Source organism: Methylobacterium sp. M6A4_1b, from assembly GCF_053345175.1.
In genome coordinates this window covers 25,038-44,535 of sequence record NZ_JBKEZQ010000008.1, presented here as the reverse complement: position 1 = coordinate 44,535, position 19,498 = coordinate 25,038, and the positions used below count along the sequence as shown (strand labels likewise).

Genomic DNA, 19,498 nt, shown 5'->3' with positions numbered 1-19,498 from the left:
TCCGGCCGCTTCGCCGCGGCCCGCGGGGGACCGGGCGCGGCTTATAGCAGGCGTTCCGGGCCCCGCCCGTGCGGGAGGCGCATGGGGCGGGCCTTCCGGCGCGTCGGGCGCGCTCAGCGCGTGCGGGCGAGGGTGACGGCGGGGTCGCCGCGCATGAGGGCGTTCAGGCGCTCGGTGTCGAAGCCCTCGGCGGTCTTCCGGGCCGGCTTCGGGACCGGCGCGGCGGCGACCTTGGCCACGGGCCTGGCCGGGGTCCGGCCCGCCGCCTCGCGGGCGGGGGTCTCGCGCGTCGTGGTCTCGCGCGTCGTGGTCTCGCGGCCGGTGGTCGCCCGGGGCACGGGGGACCGGGTGACGGTCTGGCGGGCGACGGCGTCGCGCCCGAGGATGTCGCCGATCGAGGGGCCGGTCTCCGCCGGCAGCGAGCCCGTCACGGTGGGCTCGGGCGGGCGGATCCGGGTGAAGGCGGCCACCGGCGCGGCGGGGGCCTTGGGCGCCGGATGGTCGAGCCGGTCGACGCAGGCGAAGGCGATGGCCAGGGCGCTGCCGCCGAAGACGCTGCCGACGACGATGTTCCGCAGGATACGCAAGGGACGGGCTTCCCGGATACGCGAGTACCGGACGGGATTTAGCGCATCGGCGTTAACGAACCGGAGTCCGCCCGGGCGCGCGGCGTCCTGCGCCGGCACACCTTCGCCCGCTCCGACCACATCCGAATGATCCCTCCGGGATGGCGGATCCGGAGCTTCGCTCAGGCGCCGCGCGGGCCTGCCGATCTTGCCAATCTTGCCGATACGGCGTCCGCTTCCATCCAGCGGACGCCGTATCACAGGATGCGGCCGAGGAATTCCCGGGTGCGGGGATGCTCCGGCCGGTCGAAGAACGCCTCGGGCGGCGCCGCCTCGACGATCTGGCCCGCGTCCATGAACACGACCCGGTCGGCGACCCGCCGGGCGAAGCCCATCTCGTGGGTGACGCAGAGCATGGTCATGCCCCGCGCCGCCAGGTCCGTCATGGTGTCGAGGACCTCCTGCACCATCTCGGGGTCGAGGGCCGAGGTCGGCTCGTCGAACAGCATCACCGCCGGGTCGAGGCAGAGGGCGCGGGCGATGGCGACGCGCTGCTGCTGGCCGCCGGAGAGCTGGTCGGGCGTGCGGGCGGCCAGATCCGCGATGGCGAGGCGCGCGAGTTCGTCCCGCGCCCGCGCCTCGGCGGCCCGGCGTCCGATCCCGCGCCCGTGGATCGGCGCCAGGGTGCAGTTCTCCAGGACGGTGAGGTGGGAAAACAGGTTGAAGTGCTGGAACACCATGCCGACGGCGCGCCGCACCGCCGGGATGCGGGCGGGGGTGAGGTCGCGGCCCTCCACCCGGACGGTGCCGCCCTGATACGGCTCGAGGCCGTTGACGCAGCGGATCAGGGTCGACTTGCCCGAGCCCGAAGGGCCGCAGATCACGATCTTTTCGGACTTGGCGACCGTGAGCGAGACATCGCGCAGGACGTGGGCGCGGCCGAACCACTTGTTCACGGCGCGGAATTCGACGGCCGGCGCCGCCCGGTCGGAGGTCATGCCCGGCCCCGGTCGCCGGCGGCCAGCCGCCGCTCGATGAAGGCGGCGTAGCGCGCCATCGCGAAGCAGACCGCGAGGTAGAACAGGGCGGCGAAGGCGTAGGCCGTGGCCGGGATCGTCGGCGCCGACCAGCGCGGATCGGCACGCGCCGCCTCCAGCACCCGGATGAAATCGGCGATGCCCACGATGGAGACCAGGGTCGTGTCCTTGAACAGGCCGATCAGGGTGTTGACGATGCCCGGCACCACCACCTTGAGGGCCTGGGGCAGGATGACGAGGCGCATGGCCTGCCCCCGGGTGAGGCCCAGCGCCAGGGCCGCCCGCCCCTGCCCCTCGGGGATCGCCTGCAGGCCGCCGCGCACCACCTCGGCCATGTAGGCGGAGGCGAACAGCGCGATGCCGATCAGCGGCCGCACCAGCCGGTCCACGGTCAGGTCCCCGGGCAGGAACAGCGGCAGCATCACGTTGGCCATGAACAGCACGGTGATCAGCGGCACCCCGCGCCAGAACTCGATGAAGCCGATGCAGGCATAGCGCAGGACCGGCAGCTCGGAGCGCCGCCCCAGCGCCAGCAGGATGCCCAGCGGCAGGGAGGCGACGATGCCGACCAGCGAGACCACCAGGGTCACCAGGATGCCGCCCCACAGGCTGGTGGCCACGGGCACGAGGCCGAGCCGGGACGAGCCCGAGAGCAGCCAGAAGGACAGGATGGGGCCGACGAGGAAGACGAAGACCGCCCCGAGGCCGCGGCGCGGCGCGTCGAGCCACAGCATCCAGGCCGTGCCCAGCGCCACGAGGCCGAAGAACAGGTTCGGGCGCCAGCGCTCGGCCGCCGGGTAGGACCCGTAGACCAGGTAGTTGATCTTGGCGCCGATGAAGGCCCAGCAGGCTCCCACCGGGTGCCCCGCCACCTCCGGGCGGCAGGACGCGCCCGACATCCCGCTCCAGACCGCGTCGGTGACGAGGAAGCGGACCACCGGCGGCAGGAGGACAGCCAGGGCGGCCAGGATCACCAGGGTGGTGAGGGTGTTGCCGGGCCCCGAGAACAGGTTCGCCCGCAGCCAGCCGAGGGGGCCGCCGGTCCGGCGCGGGGGCGGGGCCGGCGGCAGCAGGGTCTGCCGGATCACGCTCATCGGGTCGCTCGACTCATCGCGTCACCGGGGCCGCCCGGCGGTCGTAGGCGTTCATCAGCGCGGCGAGGCCGAGGCTCAGGGTCAGGTAGACCGCCATGGTGATGGCCACGACCTCCACGGCCTGGTTGGTCTGGTTGAGCACCGTGCCCATGAAGACGTGGACGAGGTCGGGATAGCCGATCAGCACCGCGAGCGACGAGTTCTTCGTCACGTTGAGGTACTGGCTGGTGAGCGGCGGCACGATCACCCGCATCGCCTGCGGGATCGTCACGAGCGTCAGGGCCTTGGCGCGGCCGAGGCCCAGGGCGGCGGCCGCCTCCCCCTGGCCGCGCGCCACGCTGTTGAGGCCGGCGCGCACGATCTCGGCGATGAAGGCCGCCGTGTAGGTGGAGAGGCCCAGCAGCAAGGCGGCGAATTCCGGCAGGATTCCGAGGCCGCCCTCGGGGCCGAAGGGGCCGGGCGCCGGCCAGGCGATCCCGACTGGATGCCCGGCGAGCCCGAGCCCGATCCAGGCGAGCGCCGGCAGGCCGAGCACCAGGGCGAGGGCCGGCGCCACGACCGGGCCGGGCTCGGCCCCGGCCGCGGCGCGCCGGTTCGCGCGGCGCGCCCAGGCGAGCGCCGCGACGAGGCCGGCCGCAAGGCCCAGGGGCACGAGCCAGGCGACCCCGAAAAATTCCGGGCGTGGCAGGACCAGCCCGCGCTGGCTGAGATAGGCTCCGCCCCAGGCGGCCGGACGCTGCGCCTCGGGCAGCGCCACCCGCACGGCCACGTACCAGACCAGGAGCTGGAGCAGCAGCGGCAGGTTGCGCAGGCTCTCGACATAGGTGGCCGCGAGCGTCCGGGCGAGCCAGTTCGGCGAGAGCCGGGCGATGCCGACGGCGAATCCGATGAGCGTGGCCAGGACGATGGCGAGGCCCGAGACCAGCAGCGTGTTCAGGAGCCCGACGCAAAACGCGTCGAGATAGGTCGAGGTCGCGGCGGCATACGGGATCAGCCGCTGGCCGATGTCGAACCCGGCCGAGCGCTGAAGGAAGCCGAACCCGGCGGTGATGCCCTGGCGCGCGAGCTTATCCGACGCGTTGGTGACGGCGAGATAGGCCAGCCCGGCGAGGGCGAGCGCGACGAGGGCCTGGAGCACGAGGGCGCGCGCGGATCTCGGTGCCGATCCGGGCCTGGGCGGACCGGCCCTCACCGGATCGGCGGCCCGTATTGCAGGCCCCCGTTCATCCAGAGGGCGTTCAGCCCGCGCGGGATCTTCAGGGGCGTCCCGTCGCCGAGGTTGCGGGCGAAGGCGTCGCCGTAATTGCCGACGTGGTGGACGATCCGGTAGGCCCAGTCGCCGGTCAGCCCGAGGCCCTGGCCGTACTTGCCCTCGAGGCCGAGGATGCGCTTCACGTCCGGGCTCAGGGTCTCGCTCCGGAGCCGGTCGACATTGGCCTGGCCGATCCCCGCCTCCTCCGCGTCGATCATGGCGTAGTGGGTCCAGGCCACGAGGTCGCGCCAGGCATCGTCGCCCTGGCGCACGCCGGGCGCGAAGGGCTCCTTCGAGATCGCCTCCTCCAGGATGACGTGCGCCTCCGGATGCGCGGTCTTCAGGCGCTCGCCGTAGAGGGAGGACTTGTCCGTCGAGTAGGCGTCGCAGCGCCCGGATTCGTAGGCGCCCAGCGTCTGCTCGCTGTTGGCGAAGGTGACGACCTGGTAGCTCAGGCCCCGGGTGCGGAACCAGTCGGCGGTGTTGAGCTCGGTGGTGGTGCCCTGCTGCAGGCAGATGGTCGCCCGGTCGAGCTGCTTGACCTGGCTGATGCCCAGGGATTTCCGAACGAGGAATCCCTGCCCGTCGAAGAAGGTGATCACCGGAAAGTTCATCGCGGCGGTGTCGCGCGACAGGGTCCAGGTGGTGTTGCGGGCGAGCACGTCGATCTCGCCCGATTGCAGGGCGGTGAAGCGCGCGGCCGAGGATTGCGGGATGAAGCGCACACGCTCCGGATCGTCGAAGATCGCCGCGGCGAGCGCCCGGCAGAAATCCACGTCGAGGCCGTGCCAGCGCCCCTGCCCGTCGGGCATGCTGAAGCCCGCCACCCCGCCGCTGACCCCGCAGACGAGGTGCCCGCGCGCCTTGACCTGGGCGAGGGTGTCGCCGCGCGCCAGCGTCGGGGCCACGGCGAGGAGGGCGAGAAGCGGGATCGAGACCAGTCGCATGCGCGCATTGCGGGACATCGGGCGGCGGGGTCAAGGTGGGGGGACCGTCCAGCGCGCGCACCGATCATTCAGCCCGCACCGTCATTCCGGGTCGCCGCAGGCGAGCCCGGAATCCAGACGCGCGCGGCCGGGCAAGCACCCGCATCGTCCGCGAGGTGGCCTCACAGGGCGAGGCTCGCGGTCAGATCGGACCAGTCCGGGTTGAATTCCTCGATCAGCCGGATCTTCCAGTCCCGACGCCAGGTCTTGAGCGTCTTTTCGCGTTGAATCGCCTCGGTGGCCCGTTCGTAGCCTTCGTACCAGACGAGACGATCGACATCGTAGCGGGCCGCGAAACCGGCCGAGCGCTTCGTCTTGTGCTCGTGCATGCGGCGCGCGAGATTGTTCGTCACGCCGATGTACAGGGTGCCGTGTCGTCGGCTCGCCAGCATGTAGACGGTGAAGGGCATGGCTCGGCTGATCCACGAAGGATGGCCGACCATGACGCGATCGTGGGATCACGTCAGCGATTTTTCGAGGTTGGTCGCGGCTCTGGATTCCGGGCTCGCCGGCGGCGACCCGGAATGACGGGGATGGCTTCCCGGGTTGACGCGCCGACCCGGGCGGGGCTGTGATCCCGCGCCGTCACATCTCCCCATTCCCCTGACCCTCGGTGCCGATGTCGAACACCCCGCCCCGCGATCCCGCCCGCTTCGGGACGAGCACCCGCCTGGTCCAGGCGGGGCGCGACCCCTCCGCCCAGCACGGTTTCGTCAACACGCCGATCTATCGCGGCTCGACGGTGCTGTTCCCGACCTACGACGATCTCAAGCACCGGCGCGGGCGCTTCGATTACGGCACCTCCGGCACGCCGACGACGGAATCCCTCACGAGCGCCTGGAGCGAGCTCGCGGGTGCGGCCGGCACCGTGCTCACCCCCTCGGGCCTCGCCGCCCTGACCGTGGCCCTGATGGCGGTGGTCTCGGCCGGCGACCACCTCCTCGTCAGCGATTCCGCCTACCGCCCCACCCGCATCTTCTGCGACGGCGTCCTGAAGCGCTTCGGGGTCGCGGTCGAGTACTACGATCCGCTCGTCGGCGCCGGCATCGGCGCCCTGATGCGCGACACCACGAAGGCCGTGCTGGTGGAGGCGCCGGGCTCGCAGAGCTTCGAGATGCAGGACGTGCCGGCGATCAGCGAGGTCGTGCATGCGCGGAAGGCCGCCGTGATCATGGACAACACCTGGGCGACGCCGCTGCTGTTCCCGCCGCACGCGCGCGGCGTCGACATCGCGGTCGAGGCCGGGACCAAGTACCTCTCGGGCAACTCGGACCTGCTCCTCGGCCTGACCTCCGCGAACGCGGCCTACTGGCCGGCCCTGCACCGGACCTTCGAGCACTTCGCCATGTGTCCCGGCCCGGAGGACGTGTTCCTGGCCCTGCGCGGCCTGCGCACCATGGCGCTGCGCCTGCGCGAGCACGGGGCGCAGGGGCTCGCCATGGCGCAGTGGCTGCAGGCCCGGCCGGAGGTGGCCCGCGTGCTCCATCCGGGCCTCCCCGACGATCCCGGCCACGCCCTCTGGAAGCGCGACTTTTCCGGCGCCTCGGGCCTGTTCGGCGTCATCCTCAAGCCCGCTCCGGAGCGGGCCGTGGCGGCCATGCTCGACGGGCTCGAACTCTTCGGGATGGGATTCTCCTGGGGCGGCTTCGAGAGCCTCGTCATCCCGTTCGACTGCACGACCTACCGCACCGCCACCCGGTGGAATCCCGGCGGTCCGGGCCTGCGCTTCCACATCGGCCTGGAGGATATCTCGGATCTGCAGGCGGATCTCGACGCGGGGTTCGCGCGCTTGCGCGCCGCGCTGTGAGCGTTCGGCCGGTCGGGCGCCGGCGGATCCAGGGTCGAAACACCGAAAGATCTTGACAATATTCCTATTCTGTGGTTCCGTGCGGTCACTCGCCTCCCACACGGGAGGCCCTCCGGCGGACCGGGTCGGGGGGCTCGGGGGGAGGAGACGGCGCCCCGCGTCGATGGCCCGGTTTCGCCATCGCCCCGGGCCGCATCGGCGACGCAAGGCGTCCCGGACGGGAAGGCCGCAAGGCTGCACCCGGTCCCCTGGGACGCACCGAGAGATCGGACGGCCCGCCCACTACGAGGCGGGCTCGGGGCCTCGCGCCCTGATCAGACGGCCGCCGGAATCCGCCGCCCGCAGGGGCGCCGGATTCCGGAGGGGGGCCGCCACAAGCCGGGTCGCCGGTGCCGAGAAGACGCCGTGACGAAACGGATCGGCCCCGAGAGGGGCCGGGCCGGGGGACGCCGGGGGACCGGCATACCATTCACACAACGTGGTCTCGCGGCGTCCCGCGTCTCCCGTTTCGTGTGCTGTTTCTGGGGCCATCCCCCGCGCCGGCACCGGCGGCGGGGCCGCGTCCCCGTGGCCCGCCCGGAGGCGGCGCGGGCTCAGGGCGCCAGCCAGCATCCGCGCCAGCCGTCGGCCCGCGCCCAGGCGGCCCGGCGGTGGCCGCGCCGGTCGAGGTAGAGGAATTCGAGGCGGGCGAGCGTGACCACCACGGCGCAGAAGTTCGGCCGGCCGAGGGTCGGGGCCGTCTCGGCGTCCGGCAGGGTGTAGGCGTCGCCCGCGGGCAGGCGCGCGCCGGGGGCGGGATCGGCGCCGTAGCAGATCCGGCTCATCGCCATCGACCCGGCCCAGGCGGCCTCCGCCAGGGCGTCGTCGGCGTGGAGCGCCGCGGGGCCCGACGCCCGGATCTGGATCTTCGACGCGGAATCGTAGCCGTGCAGGGCCGCGATCCCCGAGGCCGCGATCTCGGCGGCCTTGTCCGAGCGGCGGTCGCAGTGGAAGCGCAAGGCCCCGGCGACCGGGTCGGCGTCCCGCAGCACCACGGTGCGCACCTGCGGGTGGCCTCGCGCGTCGACGGTGGCGAGGGCGGGCATGTGGAAGGCGTTGCGCCGGAGAGCCGGCCCCTCCGCGAGCAGGCGCCAGACCTCCGCGAGCGCCGCGTCGAGGTCGTCGTGGAAGGGCGGCAGCGGCGTCATCGCGCCGGAGCGGCCGCCCGGGCGGCGCGGCGCTCGCGCAGGATCAGGGCGACGTTGCGCAGGTAGATGAAGGTCGACAGCGCCTGCCCGAAGATGATCACCGGCTCGCGCCGCACGAGGCCGTAGACCAGGGTCATCAGGCCGCCCGCGATGGAGAGGAACCAGAAGGCCAGCGGCATCACGCTCCGGCCCGCCCGCTCGGAGGCGAGCCACTGCACCACGAAGCGGGCGCCGAACACGGCCTGCGCCAGGATGCCGAAGACCAGCCAGGCATCGAAGCGGGTGACGAAGACGTCGTAGACATAGCCGCGCACGTCCTCGGCGAGCTGGATCAGCATGGCTCAGGCTCCCGTCACGTCCGTGACCCGGGGCGTCACCCGCTTGCGCCGGATCAGCCACCACACCCCGGCGAGATCGAGGAGCCCGACCCAGAGGCGGTCGAACAGGCCGTATTTCGAGGTACCGGTGAAGCGCGGCCGGTCGACGACGTCGCGGTGGACCACGCCGAAGCCCTCGCGGGCGACCAGCGCCGGCATGAAGCGGTGCTGCCCGTCGAAGAACGGGAGGGTGTGGTAGACCTCGCGGCGCACGAGCTTGTAGCCGCAGCCGGTGTCGCGGGTGGCGTCCTTCAGGATGCGCACCCGGACCCCGTTGGCGATGCGCGACTGGAGGCTCTTCAGCCGGCCGTCCTTGCGCCCGACGCGCTGGCCCTGGGCGAGCCCGACGCGGGCGCCGCCCGCCTCGATGGCCTGGAGCAGGGGCTCCAGGAAGGCCGGGTCGTTCTGGCCGTCGCCGTCCATCAGGGCGCAGACCGGCCCCCGCGCCACCGCGATGCCGCTGCGGATGCCGGCGGCCTTGCCGGCGGTGCGGTCGTGGGCGAGCACCCGCAGCCAGGGCCGCCCGGTTCGAGCCGCCTCCAGGGCCTCGGCGGTGCCGTCGGTGGAGCCGTCATCGACGTAGATCACCTCGAAGGGCGCCAGGGATGCGCAGGCGGTCTCGAGTTCGGCGACGAGGCTCGCGATGTTGCCGGCCTCGTTCTTCACCGGGATGATCACGGAGAGGCGCATGGGTGTTCGATCCGAGGAGGGTCAGGGCGTCGTCGCGTAGGCCGAGAGGTCGACCCGGCGCCCGCCGTTGATGTTGAAGCCCGAGACGGTGCCGACCCGGTTCGGCGCCAGCCCGGCCACCCCGGCGGCGGCGTCGAACGCCGCCGCGAACCGGCCCTCCACGTAGACGAGGCGGCAGCCGTCTCCCCCGTGCGAACCGTCGCCCTTCAGGAAGTCGACGGCCTCGGCGCCGGTGCCGAGCATGGCGAGGTCGGTGCCGATCAGGAAGACGAAGCTCGGCTCGCGGTAGCCGAGGCTGGCGACGCGCGGATGCGGGCAGGGCAGGCGATCGCGGATCGCCGCGAGGCGGGGCGAGACCTTGAGGGCGGCCATGACCGGCTGGGTCAGGCCGAAGACGGCCGGCGAGAGCAGCATCGCGGCCAGGATGCCGAGGGCCAAAGCCCGCTCGGGCAGGCCGCGGGCGAAGGCGCGCCAGGCCAGGGCCGCCACGGCGCTGGCGCCGACGAGCAGGGGCAGCCCGGCCCAGGGCAGGGTCCGGTCGTAAATCCAGGCGAAGGCCGAGAGGCCGAGGGTGAGGCCGACGGGGATCAGCACCACGAGCCCGGCGGTGAGCCGCGCGCCCCGGCGCTCGGGATGCAGCGCGCCGGCGGCGAGCGCCCGCACGGTGAGGATGGCGATGGCCGGCATCAGCGGCAGCACGTAGTGGGGCAGCTTGGTCGGCACGATCTCGAACAGGATCCAGGTCGGCACGATCCAGGCGAGGAGGAAGGCGATGGCCGGCTCGCGCCGGTAGCCCCAGGCGAAGGGCGCGCTGAGCGCCGCGAAGGCCGCGCCGGGCCAGAAGGTGCCGAAGAACGCCACGAGATAGGCGCCGGGCGGGGCGAAGTGCTTCTCCGAGCCGCCCTGGACCTTGCTCAGCATGTCGTGGCCGACCGCCTCGCCGTAGAAGGCGCCGCCGCTCTTCCAGGTGATGGCCGCGAACCAGGGCGCCACGATCAGCAGGGTGAGCGGCAGGCCGAAGCCGGGCCGCAGGGCGCCGAGCCAGCGTCCGGAGCGCGACCGGACGGAGAGGATCAGGGCCGGCAGGCCGCAGAACAGCGGCACCATCGGCCCCTTGATCAGGATGCCGACGGCGAGGCCGAGCCAGAAGGCCAGCACCGCGACGGTGTCGAGGCGGCCCGCCGCGCGGTCGCGCTGGAGCCAGGCGCGGGCGAGGCCGCCGAAGGTCGCCACCGCGCAGGCGCAGAGCAGCGCGTCGGTCTTGGCGAGCCGCGCCTCGGCCGAGAGCACGACGCAGGCGCCGAACAGGGCCGCGGCGAGGAAGGCCCCCCGCCGGGGCAGGAAGACCAGGGCCGACCAGTAGGTGAGGAGCACGGCCCCGATGGCGCCCAAGAGGGACGGGATGCGGTAGAGGCCGATGGTGGTGCGGGCGTTCGGCACGCCGAGCGCCTCGGCGGCGCCGACCACCGCGGCCTGGGCCCAGTAGATGCCGACCGGCTTCTTGTGGCGGGCCTCCGCCTGGAAGCGGATGTCGACGAGATCGCCGGTCTCCAGCATCTGCTTGGAGGCCTGGGCGAAGCGGGGCTCGTCCCGGTCCATCGGCTGGAGCGAGCCGAGCCCGGGCAGGAAGCAGACGAGGCAGAGCGCCACCAGCAGGGCGCAGGCCCAGGCATGGCTCCGGGTCGCGGCGGACAGGAGCGTGTCCGGGAACGCGAAGGCGTCCCCGCGGGCCGGGCGGGGCACGGTGACGCGGTCGGTCATGCGGGGGGATGGGCCGTCAGGGGGGACATACGCGGCTCCGGACCGGCACCCGGCCCCGAGAATCCGATCGGTGATTCCGGTCGAGGCGGCGAGGCCGGCGGTGTCGATGATGCGGCCGGGAATGTCAAATCCCGGGTTCCGCCGAGTCGCCGGCCGCCGCCCCCTCCCCGGTCGCGCGGAACCGCTGCCGGTAGGAAGCGGGCGCCACCGCCACGTGGCGGAGGAAGCTGCGCCGCAGGGTCTCCTCGGAGCCGAACCCGCAGCGCGCGGCGATGCGCTTCACCGGCAGCGACGTCTCGGCCAGGAGGCGCCGGGCCGCCTCGACCCGCTGGCGCTCCAGGGCGCGGGCGGGGGTCAGCCCCGTGGCGGCCTGGTAGTGCCGGGCGAAGCCGCGCGGGCTCATGCCGGCCGCCTCGGCCAGGCGTGGCACGGTGAGGTCCGCGTCGAGGTGGTCGGCGATCCAGGCCTGGAGCGCCTCGAAGCGCCCGCCGCCCGCTGCGGGCGACAGGACCTGCTGCGACAGGACGGTGCTGAACTGGGCCTGGCCGCCCGGACGCTTGAGGAAGACCACGAGGTGCCGGGCGACCCCGAGCGCCGCGGCCCGGCCGAGATCGGCCTCCACCAGGGCGAGCGCCAGGTCGATGCCCGCCGTCACCCCGGCCGAGGTCCAGACCGGGCCGTCGCGGACGAAGATCGGGTCGGGCTCGACCCGGGCCTCCGGATGCCGCCGGGCGAGCGCGTCGCACCGCGTCCAGTGGGTCACCGCCCGGCGCCCGTCGAGGAGGCCCGCCGCCCCGAGCAGGAAGGCGCCGGTGCAGACCGAGGCCACCCGCCGGGCCCGGGAGGCCCGGTCGGCCACCCAGGCGGGCAGCCCGTCCGCGATCGCTCCGTCGACGCCGCGCCCGCCGGTGACCACGAGGGTGTCGACGGGCGCGTCCGCGGGCGGAAGCGCCTCCGTCGCGAGGCCGAGCCCGGCGGAGCTGCGGATCGTGCCGCCGCCCGCCGCCACCACCCGCAGGGCATAGGGGGCCGGTCCGGCGCCCGCGAGGTCGTTGGCGGTGGCGAAGACCTGCAGCGGCCCCGAGACGTCGAGGAGCTGCACCCCGGGGAAGGCGAGGATCTCGATGCGCCGCGGCCCGTCGGCGCGGAAATCTGGCAGGAAACGAGGGCTCTTCGTCATTTCGGCCAGAGCCTGCCGGGTTAGGGTCGCCCTGTCCAGACAGCCGGAGACAGACCCCATGCCCCTCGAGATCGGCCTCCTCACCTTCCCCGACGTCCAGCAGCTCGACCTCACCGCGCCCTACGAGGTCTTCGTCGGGATCCCGGAGGCGCGGGTCCACCTCGTGGCCGCCGATCGGGTGCCGGTGACGAGCTCCACCGGCCTCGTCCTCGCCCCGACACGGGCCATGGCCGATTGCCCGCAGCTGGACGTCGTCTGCGTCCCCGGCGGCCTCGGGGTGAACCCGCTGATGCGGGATGCGGCGGTCCTCGCCTTCCTGCGCGACCAGGCGGCGCGCGCCCGCTACGTCACCTCCGTCTGCACCGGAGCCCTGGTGCTCGGGGCCGCCGGGCTCCTGCGGGGCAGGCGCGCCACCACCCACTGGGCCAGCCTCGACCTCCTGGCCGCCTTCGGGGCGATCCCGGTGTCCGCGCGGGTGGTGCGCGACGGCAATCTCCTCACCGGGGGCGGCGTCACCGCCGGGATCGACTTCGCCCTGACCCTGGCGGCCGAGCTCTCCGGGCAGCCCGCGGCGGAGGCGATCCAGCTCGGCCTCGAATACGCACCGGCCCCGCCCTTCGCCGCCGGCACGCCCGCCGGCGCCGGCCCGGCCGTGCTGGCGGCGGTGCGGGGGCGCCTCGCCGCCGGCCGGGCCGAGCGCGAGCGCATCGTGGGCGCGATCACGGGTGCGACCGACATCGTCGCCTGGGGGTCGGCCGCCTCTTGAGGCGGGTCGCGCCGGCCATGGACCGGCCTTTGCGCGATCTTAAACGTATTCTGCGCGCCTGTCGGGCGGGGCCGCCGGCCCGATAGACTGCGGGTCCTCGGATGCGTGACCTTGCCGGCCCTCGAGCGCGGGAGTGGACCATGACGACGGGCATCGCCACCGGTGCGGGCGCGACGGCGCGGGCGGACCTCCCCGATGCCCTGCGCATCGGGGCGATGGGCGCGATCCTGCTCTTCGTCCTGATCGGGGCCGATCCGTTCCTCGACGGGACGGCGGCGGAGAACGCCGCCTCGCGGGCCGGCGGCAACCTCGTCAACCAGGTGCTGTTCCTCGTCATGGCGGCCATCGCGGTGGCGGTGCTCGCCTGGCGCGGGCGCGAGGCCCTGCGGCCGCTGGCCGCCCTGCCGATCCTGGCGACGCTGGGCTGGATCGGCGTGTCCACCGCCCTGTCGATCGAGCCTGCCGTCTCGGCGCGGCGCCTCGTCTCCCTCGTCATCATGTTCGGCGGGGTGGTCAGCGTGCTGGTGCTCGCCCGCGACGCCCGCCAGTTCGCCCACGTCCTCGGCGGCAGCGTCCTCGTCGTGCTGGCGACCTGCTACCTCGGCCTCGTGCTGGTGCCCGAGCGCGCGATGCACACCGCCCTCGACCTCATCGAGCCCGAGCATGCCGGCAGCTGGCGCGGCGTCTTCGCGCACAAGAACGGGGCCGGCGCGGCCATGAGCCTGTTCATCATCGTCGGGCTGTTCTGGGCCGGGATGGGCCAGCGCCTCCTGGGCTCCGCGGTCGTGGTGCTGGCGGGGGTGTTCCTCGTCTTCACCAACGCCAAGACCTCCCTGGTCATGACGCCGGCGGTGCTCGGACTGACCTGGGCGTGCACCCTCTCGGCCTCCGGCGCCTGGCGCCGGCTGGTGCTCCTCGGCCCGTTGGCGCTGCTGCTCCTGCTCACGGTGGGCTCGGTCATGTCGTCCGGCCTCGGCGCCCTGGTGGCCGGCCTCGCCGCCGACCCGACCTATACCGGCCGCACCGAGATCTGGAGCTTCGCCCTCGACAACATCGCCAAGAAGCCGCTCACCGGCTTCGGCTACGGCGCCTTCTGGGAGAGCGTCTTCTACGGCGGCGGCGGCGATGCCACGACCTGGGTCAACCGCGCCACCGACGCCCATGACGGCTACCTCAACACCGCCCTGGAGAGTGGCCTGCCGGGCCTCGCCCTGACCGTGTGGTGGATGGTGCTGGCCCCCCTCTCCGACCTCCAGGCCCAGCGCCGGGCCGAGGCCGGCCCCGGCCTCGACCCCCTGCGGCTGCTGTTCCTGCGGATCTGGCTGTTCGGCCTGATGGTGGGAGTCTTCGAATCGGTGTTCTACCAGGCCACCAACGCGCTGTTCTTCCTCCTCGCCCTCTCCGTCTTCGGCCTGCGCTTCGGTGCCGCCGGACGGGTCGTCCCGGGGAGGCCACGGTGAGCGCCCCCGCCCCGTCCGCCCATCCGCCGGTGGCGCCGCTGCCGGCGCTCACCGCCCTGCGCTTCCTGGCCGCCGCCTACGTGGTGGTGTTCCACTATGCCGGCTTCTTCTTTCCCGACACCGCGATTCCCGGGGTGGTCCGCCTCGGCTATTCCGGGGTGACCTTCTTCTTCCTGCTCTCGGGCTTCATCCTGGCCTACACCTACCGGGACGTGGACCTGACCGACCGTGCCGCCCGCGCGCGGTTCGCCTGGGCCCGGCTGGCGCGGGTCTACCCGGTCTACCTCCTGTGCCTCGTCCTCGCCCTGCCCTGGTTCGTCGCCTGGGTGGCGAAGTCCGCCCCGCCCCTGCAGGGGCTGATGGCCGCGGGCGCGGTGCTGGCGCCGCTGGGCCTGCACGCCTGGGTGCCCGGAGCGGCCTGCTCCCTCGACTGCCCGAGCTGGTCGGTCTCGGTGGAAATGGTCTTCTACGCCCTGTTTCCCCTCCTGCTGCCCCTGGCGCTCGGGGCGCCGGGGCGCATCGCGCGCCTGACGCTCGCGGCCTGGATCGTCCTGACCGGCGGAGCCGCCCTCGCCTTCGCGCGCTACGCCCCCGGCCTCTCGCTGATCGGGCCGGAGCCAGGGGGGGTGGGGCCGGTGCTGCTGGCCCAGGCCATCAAGTACAACCCCCTGATGCGCCTGCCGGAATTCGTCGCCGGGCTGCTCCTCTACGCCGCCTGGACCCGCTGGCGGCTGCCCACCCCCGTCCTCCTCGCCCTCGCGGCCCTGGCCGGCCTCGCCCTGGTGGCGGGAGCCCCCCACCTGTCCGAGGTGCTGCTCCACAACGGGCTCACGGCATTGGCCTGGGCGCCCCTGATCCTGGCCGGCGCCCAGCTCCGCAGCGGCCCCCTGGTGACGCCCGGCTTCGTCTTCCTCGGCCGGATCTCGTTCGCCCTCTACCTCATCCACGTCCCGGCCTACGCCGTGGTGAACAGCCTCGACCGGGTCGTCCTCGGGGGGCGTCTGGCCGCCGCACCCTGGCTCGGAGCGGGCCTCGCCGCTGTCCTGTCCCTCACCCTCGGCGTCCTCCTGAATCGCGGCCTCGAGGAGCCGATGCGCCGGCGCATCCTGCGCCGGGCGACGCGCCCGCGGGCCGCCGGCTCCGTCGCGGTGGGGTGAACCGCACCCTGTCAGCGCGCGTTCAGCAACCGCCCGGCACTTGGAGGTCTTCTTGTGGAGGTCTTCTTGGAGGTCTTCGGGCCCTGTGAAGGTCTTCGAACCTCCACGAGGCCGGAGGATCAACACCAGCAAAGGTCACAACCAGCAGAGGGTCATGGCTTCATGTCCGTGAAATCGCTGTTTCGCACGATGCTTGCCCGCACGACACGCACTGCGGCGCTCGGCGTCGCGGGCGCCGTCGGCCTCGCCGCGGCCGCCCAGGCCACGCCGATCGCGCCCGCCGGCACCCTGGCGGGTGCAGCCGTCGAGGCCGTCGCCTATGGCTGCGGTCCCGGCTTCATCCCGAACCGGTTCGGCTATTGCCGGCCGATGTACCGTCCCTACGGCTATGACCGGCCGCGTCCGTTCTACGGACCGCGCTACGGCTACTACCGCCCGCGGCCGCACTTCGGCCCCTACTTCTAGGACGCGGGCCCGGCCCGACCTCGGGCCCGCCCCGACACGAGACCGGGCGGCGACGAGCCGCCCGCGTCATTTCGCTGACGCGCGCCGGGGCCGCGCCGGGACTAGGACCCTGGGCCTGTCCCGAAATCCCGCACCGGGGGAACCCTATGCGCGCCCTTCTCCTGCTCGGCCTGCTGGCCGGCGCCCTCCTCGGCCCGGCTCCGGCCCGGGCCGAGACGGTGCTGCCCACGATCGACGCGGCCAATACCCGCTACTCCACCCTCGACGGGATCACCGCCGACAACGTCGGCCGGCTCCGGGTGGCCTGGACCTTCTCCACCGGGATCCTCCGCGGCCACGAGGGCGCGCCCCTGGTGGTGGACGGGGTGATGTACGTCCACACCCCCTTCCCCAACACCGTCACGGCCCTCGATCTCGACCGGGATGGCCGCCTCCTCTGGCGCTACGCGCCGAAGCAGGACCCGGGCGTCATGGCCCTCCTGTGCTGCGACACGGTCCATCGCGGCCTCGCCTATGCCGACGGCGCCCTCTTCCTGCAGCAGGCCGACACCACCCTGGTCTCCCTCGACGCGAAGACCGGCCGGGTGAACTGGTCGGTCCGCAACGGCGACCCCGCTCGGGGCGAGACCAACACCGCCGCCGTCCTGCCGGTGAAGGGCAAGGTCCTGGTCGGTCTCTCGGGGGGCGAGTTCGGGGTCCAGTGCCACGTCACCGCCTACGACGCGCGCACCGGCGCCCGGCTCTGGCGCGCCGCCGCGACGGGCACCGACGAACAGATGCGTGTCGACCCCGAACGCACGACCTCGCTGGGCAAGCCGATCGGCCGGGATTCCTCGCTGAAGAGCTGGGAGGGCGACCAGTGGAAGACCGGTGGCGCCTGCGCCTGGGGCTGGTTCGCCTACGATCCGGCGCTCAATCTGGTGTATTACGGCACCGGCAATCCCTCGACCTGGAATCCGCGCCAGCGCCCCGGCGACAATCGCTGGGCGGCCTCGATCCTGGCCCGCGATCCCGACACGGGCATCGCCCGCTGGCTCTACCAGATGACGCCCCACGACGAGTGGGACTACGACGGCGTCAACGAGATGATCCTCACCGACCAGGCCATCGGCGGCGTCACCCGCCCGCTCCTCACCCATTTCGACCGCAACGGGTTCGGCTACACCCTCGATCGGGCCACCGGCGAGCCCCTGGTGGCACAGCCGTTCGACCGCGCCGTGAACTGGGCGACGCGGATCGACCTCGACCGGGCCTCGCCGGGCTACGGCCGCCCGGTCCGCGACCGGCGCTTCTCGCCGGAGGCCAGCGGCGAGGACGAGACCACCCGGGGCGTCTGCCCCGGCGCCATCGGGGCGAAGAACCAGCAGCCGGCGGCCTACTCGCCGCGCACCCGGCTGTTCTACGTGCCGACCAACCACATCTGCATGGATATCGAGCCCTTCCGGGTCACCTACACCCCCGGGCTGCCCTATGTGGGCGCCACCGTGAGCCTGCGCCCGGCCCCCGACGATCCCCGGACCGGTACCCTGACCGCCTGGGACGGGGTCGCGGGGGCGATCCGCTGGTCGATTCCCGAGCCGTTCTCGGTCTGGTCCGGGGTGCTCGCCACCGCCGGGGACGTGGTGTTCTACGGCACCCTCGAGGGCTACCTGAAAGCCGTCGACGCGCGCTCTGGCCGCGAACTCTACCGCTTCAAGACGCCGTCGGGCATCGTCGGCAACGTCACCACCTACCGGCACAAGGGCCGGCAGTACCTGGCCGTGCTCTCGGGAATCGGCGGCTGGGCCGGGATCGGGCTGGCCGCCGGCCTCACCGACCCGAACGACGGCGCCGGCGCTGTGGGCGGCTACGCCGCCCTGTCGCGCTACACGGCGCTCGGCGGTCAACTCACCGTCTTCGCCCTGCCCGAATGAGCTTTGGGATGCGCGCCGGCGGTCAGCCGGGATCGTCATCCTCCTCGGCCGGGGCGTAGACCGCCTCGCCCAGACGCTTCAGGGGGCCGCCCGGACCCGAGCGCTTCCACAGGCGGGTGTTGAGGGCCGCCACGGGATCGTGCCCCGGCACCGCGAAGCCCTGCGCCGTCAGCCCCTGCAGGATCTCGCCGGCATGGAGCGGCCGGCCGGCCTCGTGCAGCAGGTTGACGGCGGCCGCCACGAGGGCGCGTCCGTGCCGGCGGGCGGCCACGAGGTCCTCGCCCCCGCGCGCGAGGTCCGGTGTCCGGTCGGGCACGCACCCGGCGCCGGGGACCGACATCTCCGGCCCGGCAAGGGCAGGTTCGGCGGGACGGGCCGGCGCGCCGAGGCGGCGCCCCAGTTCGAGGTAGAGCTGATGCTCGGCGATGGCGCGGTCGAGTTCGTCGCGGCGGTGGCGCAGGTCGCGCAGGACCGCCTCAGCCTCGGCCTCGGACAGAAACATGGACATCTCGCACAAGAATTTTGGACCGTCGCACGCGGAACATTCCAAGTAATATTCCATATGTTCCTGCATCGACCAACCCATATTCCCTGCTGTGCAAGGAATAGTCGGTCAAGCGACGGCCTGTGCGGCCTTGCGCGGCAATCTGGCGCCGCGTGGCGGGATCAGCAGGGCGCTCGGATCGGCGGGCTGCAGCAGCATGCCGGTGTCGTCGAGCCGGATCGGCAGTTTCGGAAACACCTCCTGCAGGTGGGCGAGATCCGCCTTGAAGGCCTGCCTGAAGCTGCGGAGGCTGGCATTGTCGGCGCCGAACTGCTTGTGCAGGTTGTCCCAGGTCAGCCGCAGGGGGCGCTGCAGGGCGCGCAGGCGGTAGCCGACCCAGAACAGCAGGTCGAGCTTGCGCGCCGAGCCCGAGAAGGCCCGGGCCGCGCGGATGTCCACCGGCAGGGCGTGCTGGATCAGGTTGTCGTAGAAATCCTGGTGGAACTGGACGCTCTTCTGCCAGACCACTCCGTCGGCCCCCTGCGGCAGCCAGAGGTCGAGCTGGCGAAACGGGGGCACGTTGAGGGTGCTGGCGCTGCCGGCCCCGTCCCAGAGGCCGATCTGCAGGGTGCAGGCGGCGAGCCGTGCCAGCTGCTCCTTGAACTGCCGGATGGTGCCGCGCTCGCCGCCGGTGACGGCAAAGCCCATCTCCTTCATGAACCCCGACAGGCTGTCGGCTACCGCCACGGTGGGGCTGCGCTGGCGCACGGCCTCGGTGCAGAGGTGGAGCAGGACGAGGCGGGCCTTGGGGCCGTAGGGCAGGCCCTGGAACTCCATCTCGCCGGTGGCGGGGTTCTTCAGGCGCCCGGCCAGGAGGCTCAAGGAATTCCGCCCGTATTCCCGGAAGAATTCGCGGGCGTCGCCGGGATCGCGATAGGGCAGGCCGCACAGCGCCAGCACGGAATGGATGTGCTGGAGGTTCTCCGGGCCCGTGGGCTCGGTCTCGATGACCTCGCGGATGGCGTCGCGCCGGCGCTGGTCGCGGCCCATGGCCTGGCGTCGGCCGGCCAGGGCGCCGCGGGCGGCCGCCTCCGCGTCCCGGGCCCGCTGCCGGTGCAGGATGGTCTCCGCGATGGTGGCGAACAGGAAGCTGCCCCGCGCCGCCTCGAGTTCGGCGAGGAGGTCGGCGTCGCGGATGCCCGCCAAGATGTCCTCGATCCTCATGATCCCGGTGGTGACCCTCGTGCCGTGCGAAAAGGCCCACCCGGGGATCGCCCCCCGGATCACGCCGCGCGGCGACCATGCCCGATTCCCCG

Annotated in this window: 19 protein-coding genes; 6 read left to right on the top strand and 13 right to left on the bottom strand. The window is 73.1% G+C overall.

Annotation, left to right across the window (positions count from 1 at the left end; translation table 11 throughout):
• Positions 1-113 precede the first annotated feature (113 nt).
• The 6 genes from ACLBWX_RS10350 to ACLBWX_RS10325 all read right to left on the bottom strand — a co-directional run bounded on the left by ACLBWX_RS10350 (position 114) and on the right by ACLBWX_RS10325 (position 5,345).
• Positions 114-587: a hypothetical protein gene (locus tag ACLBWX_RS10350; protein WP_447676981.1), complete on the bottom strand. Its 474-nt coding sequence runs from the start codon at positions 585-587 to the stop codon at positions 114-116.
• Positions 588-823: 236 nt separating this feature from the next.
• On the bottom strand, positions 824-1,564 hold the full coding sequence (locus tag ACLBWX_RS10345) for an amino acid ABC transporter ATP-binding protein (protein WP_447676980.1): 741 nt from the start codon (positions 1,562-1,564) through the stop codon (positions 824-826).
• Positions 1,561-2,697: an amino acid ABC transporter permease gene (locus tag ACLBWX_RS10340; protein WP_447676979.1), complete on the bottom strand. Its 1,137-nt coding sequence runs from the start codon at positions 2,695-2,697 to the stop codon at positions 1,561-1,563. Before ACLBWX_RS10340 ends, ACLBWX_RS10345 begins: the two co-directional genes overlap by 4 nt.
• A gap of 13 nt (positions 2,698-2,710) precedes the next feature.
• Positions 2,711-3,835: an amino acid ABC transporter permease gene (locus tag ACLBWX_RS10335; RefSeq protein ID WP_447676978.1), complete on the bottom strand. Its 1,125-nt coding sequence runs from the start codon at positions 3,833-3,835 to the stop codon at positions 2,711-2,713.
• Positions 3,836-3,885: 50 nt separating this feature from the next.
• Positions 3,886-4,914, bottom strand: coding sequence for an amino acid ABC transporter substrate-binding protein (locus tag ACLBWX_RS10330; RefSeq protein ID WP_447676977.1), 1,029 nt, complete (start codon positions 4,912-4,914; stop codon positions 3,886-3,888).
• Positions 4,915-5,057: 143 nt separating this feature from the next.
• Entirely contained in the window at positions 5,058-5,345 is a 288-nt protein-coding gene (locus tag ACLBWX_RS10325) for a GIY-YIG nuclease family protein (protein ID WP_447676976.1), read from the bottom strand.
• A 209-nt stretch (positions 5,346-5,554) separates the two neighbouring features.
• Here ACLBWX_RS10325 and metC point away from each other — a divergent pair, with 209 nt between their 5' ends.
• Positions 5,555-6,742: a cystathionine beta-lyase gene (metC, locus tag ACLBWX_RS10320; RefSeq protein ID WP_447676975.1), complete on the top strand. Its 1,188-nt coding sequence runs from the start codon at positions 5,555-5,557 to the stop codon at positions 6,740-6,742.
• A 593-nt stretch (positions 6,743-7,335) separates the two neighbouring features.
• Here the strand turns inward: metC and ACLBWX_RS10315 are convergent.
• The 5 genes from ACLBWX_RS10315 to ACLBWX_RS10295 all read right to left on the bottom strand — a co-directional run bounded on the left by ACLBWX_RS10315 (position 7,336) and on the right by ACLBWX_RS10295 (position 11,937).
• Positions 7,336-7,929, bottom strand: coding sequence for a pyridoxamine 5'-phosphate oxidase family protein (locus ACLBWX_RS10315; RefSeq protein WP_447676974.1), 594 nt, complete (start codon positions 7,927-7,929; stop codon positions 7,336-7,338).
• Positions 7,926-8,267, bottom strand: a complete 342-nt coding sequence (locus tag ACLBWX_RS10310; RefSeq protein ID WP_056468610.1) for a lipid-A-disaccharide synthase N-terminal domain-containing protein — start codon at positions 8,265-8,267, stop codon at positions 7,926-7,928. The genes ACLBWX_RS10315 and ACLBWX_RS10310 overlap by 4 nt, the downstream gene beginning before the upstream one ends.
• Before the next feature lie 3 nt (positions 8,268-8,270).
• Positions 8,271-8,996, bottom strand: coding sequence for a glycosyltransferase (locus ACLBWX_RS10305; RefSeq protein ID WP_447676973.1), 726 nt, complete (start codon positions 8,994-8,996; stop codon positions 8,271-8,273).
• A gap of 21 nt (positions 8,997-9,017) precedes the next feature.
• Entirely contained in the window at positions 9,018-10,757 is a 1,740-nt protein-coding gene (locus ACLBWX_RS10300) for an ArnT family glycosyltransferase (protein ID WP_447676972.1), read from the bottom strand.
• A gap of 124 nt (positions 10,758-10,881) precedes the next feature.
• Positions 10,882-11,937, bottom strand: a complete 1,056-nt coding sequence (locus ACLBWX_RS10295; RefSeq protein WP_447676971.1) for a GlxA family transcriptional regulator — start codon at positions 11,935-11,937, stop codon at positions 10,882-10,884.
• 58 nt (positions 11,938-11,995) lie between these two features.
• Here ACLBWX_RS10295 and ACLBWX_RS10290 point away from each other — a divergent pair, with 58 nt between their 5' ends.
• The 5 genes from ACLBWX_RS10290 (at position 11,996) to ACLBWX_RS10270 (ending at position 17,698) form a co-directional block, all read left to right on the top strand.
• Positions 11,996-12,703 carry a DJ-1/PfpI family protein gene (locus tag ACLBWX_RS10290; protein ID WP_447676970.1) on the top strand — a complete coding sequence of 236 codons (708 nt, stop codon included), beginning with the start codon at positions 11,996-11,998 and terminating at the stop codon, positions 12,701-12,703.
• A gap of 140 nt (positions 12,704-12,843) precedes the next feature.
• Positions 12,844-14,163 carry an O-antigen ligase family protein gene (locus tag ACLBWX_RS10285; RefSeq protein WP_447676969.1) on the top strand — a complete coding sequence of 440 codons (1,320 nt, stop codon included), beginning with the start codon at positions 12,844-12,846 and terminating at the stop codon, positions 14,161-14,163.
• Positions 14,160-15,320, top strand: coding sequence for an acyltransferase family protein (locus ACLBWX_RS10280; protein ID WP_447676968.1), 1,161 nt, complete (start codon positions 14,160-14,162; stop codon positions 15,318-15,320). The genes ACLBWX_RS10285 and ACLBWX_RS10280 overlap by 4 nt, the downstream gene beginning before the upstream one ends.
• A 162-nt stretch (positions 15,321-15,482) precedes the next feature.
• Positions 15,483-15,785: a GCG_CRPN prefix-to-repeats domain-containing protein gene (locus ACLBWX_RS10275; protein ID WP_447676967.1), complete on the top strand. Its 303-nt coding sequence runs from the start codon at positions 15,483-15,485 to the stop codon at positions 15,783-15,785.
• Between the two features lie 146 nt (positions 15,786-15,931).
• Positions 15,932-17,698 (top strand): methanol/ethanol family PQQ-dependent dehydrogenase, encoded by a 1,767-nt coding sequence (locus tag ACLBWX_RS10270; RefSeq protein WP_447676966.1) that lies wholly within the window; start codon positions 15,932-15,934, stop codon positions 17,696-17,698.
• Positions 17,699-17,720: 22 nt separating this feature from the next.
• Here ACLBWX_RS10270 and ACLBWX_RS10265 read toward each other — a convergent pair whose 3' ends face one another.
• Positions 17,721-18,200, bottom strand: coding sequence for a hypothetical protein (locus ACLBWX_RS10265; protein WP_447676965.1), 480 nt, complete (start codon positions 18,198-18,200; stop codon positions 17,721-17,723).
• A gap of 111 nt (positions 18,201-18,311) precedes the next feature.
• Complete coding sequence (locus ACLBWX_RS10260) at positions 18,312-19,406, bottom strand: replication protein RepA (protein ID WP_447676964.1); 1,095 nt, start codon at positions 19,404-19,406, stop codon at positions 18,312-18,314.
• Positions 19,407-19,498 lie beyond the last annotated feature (92 nt).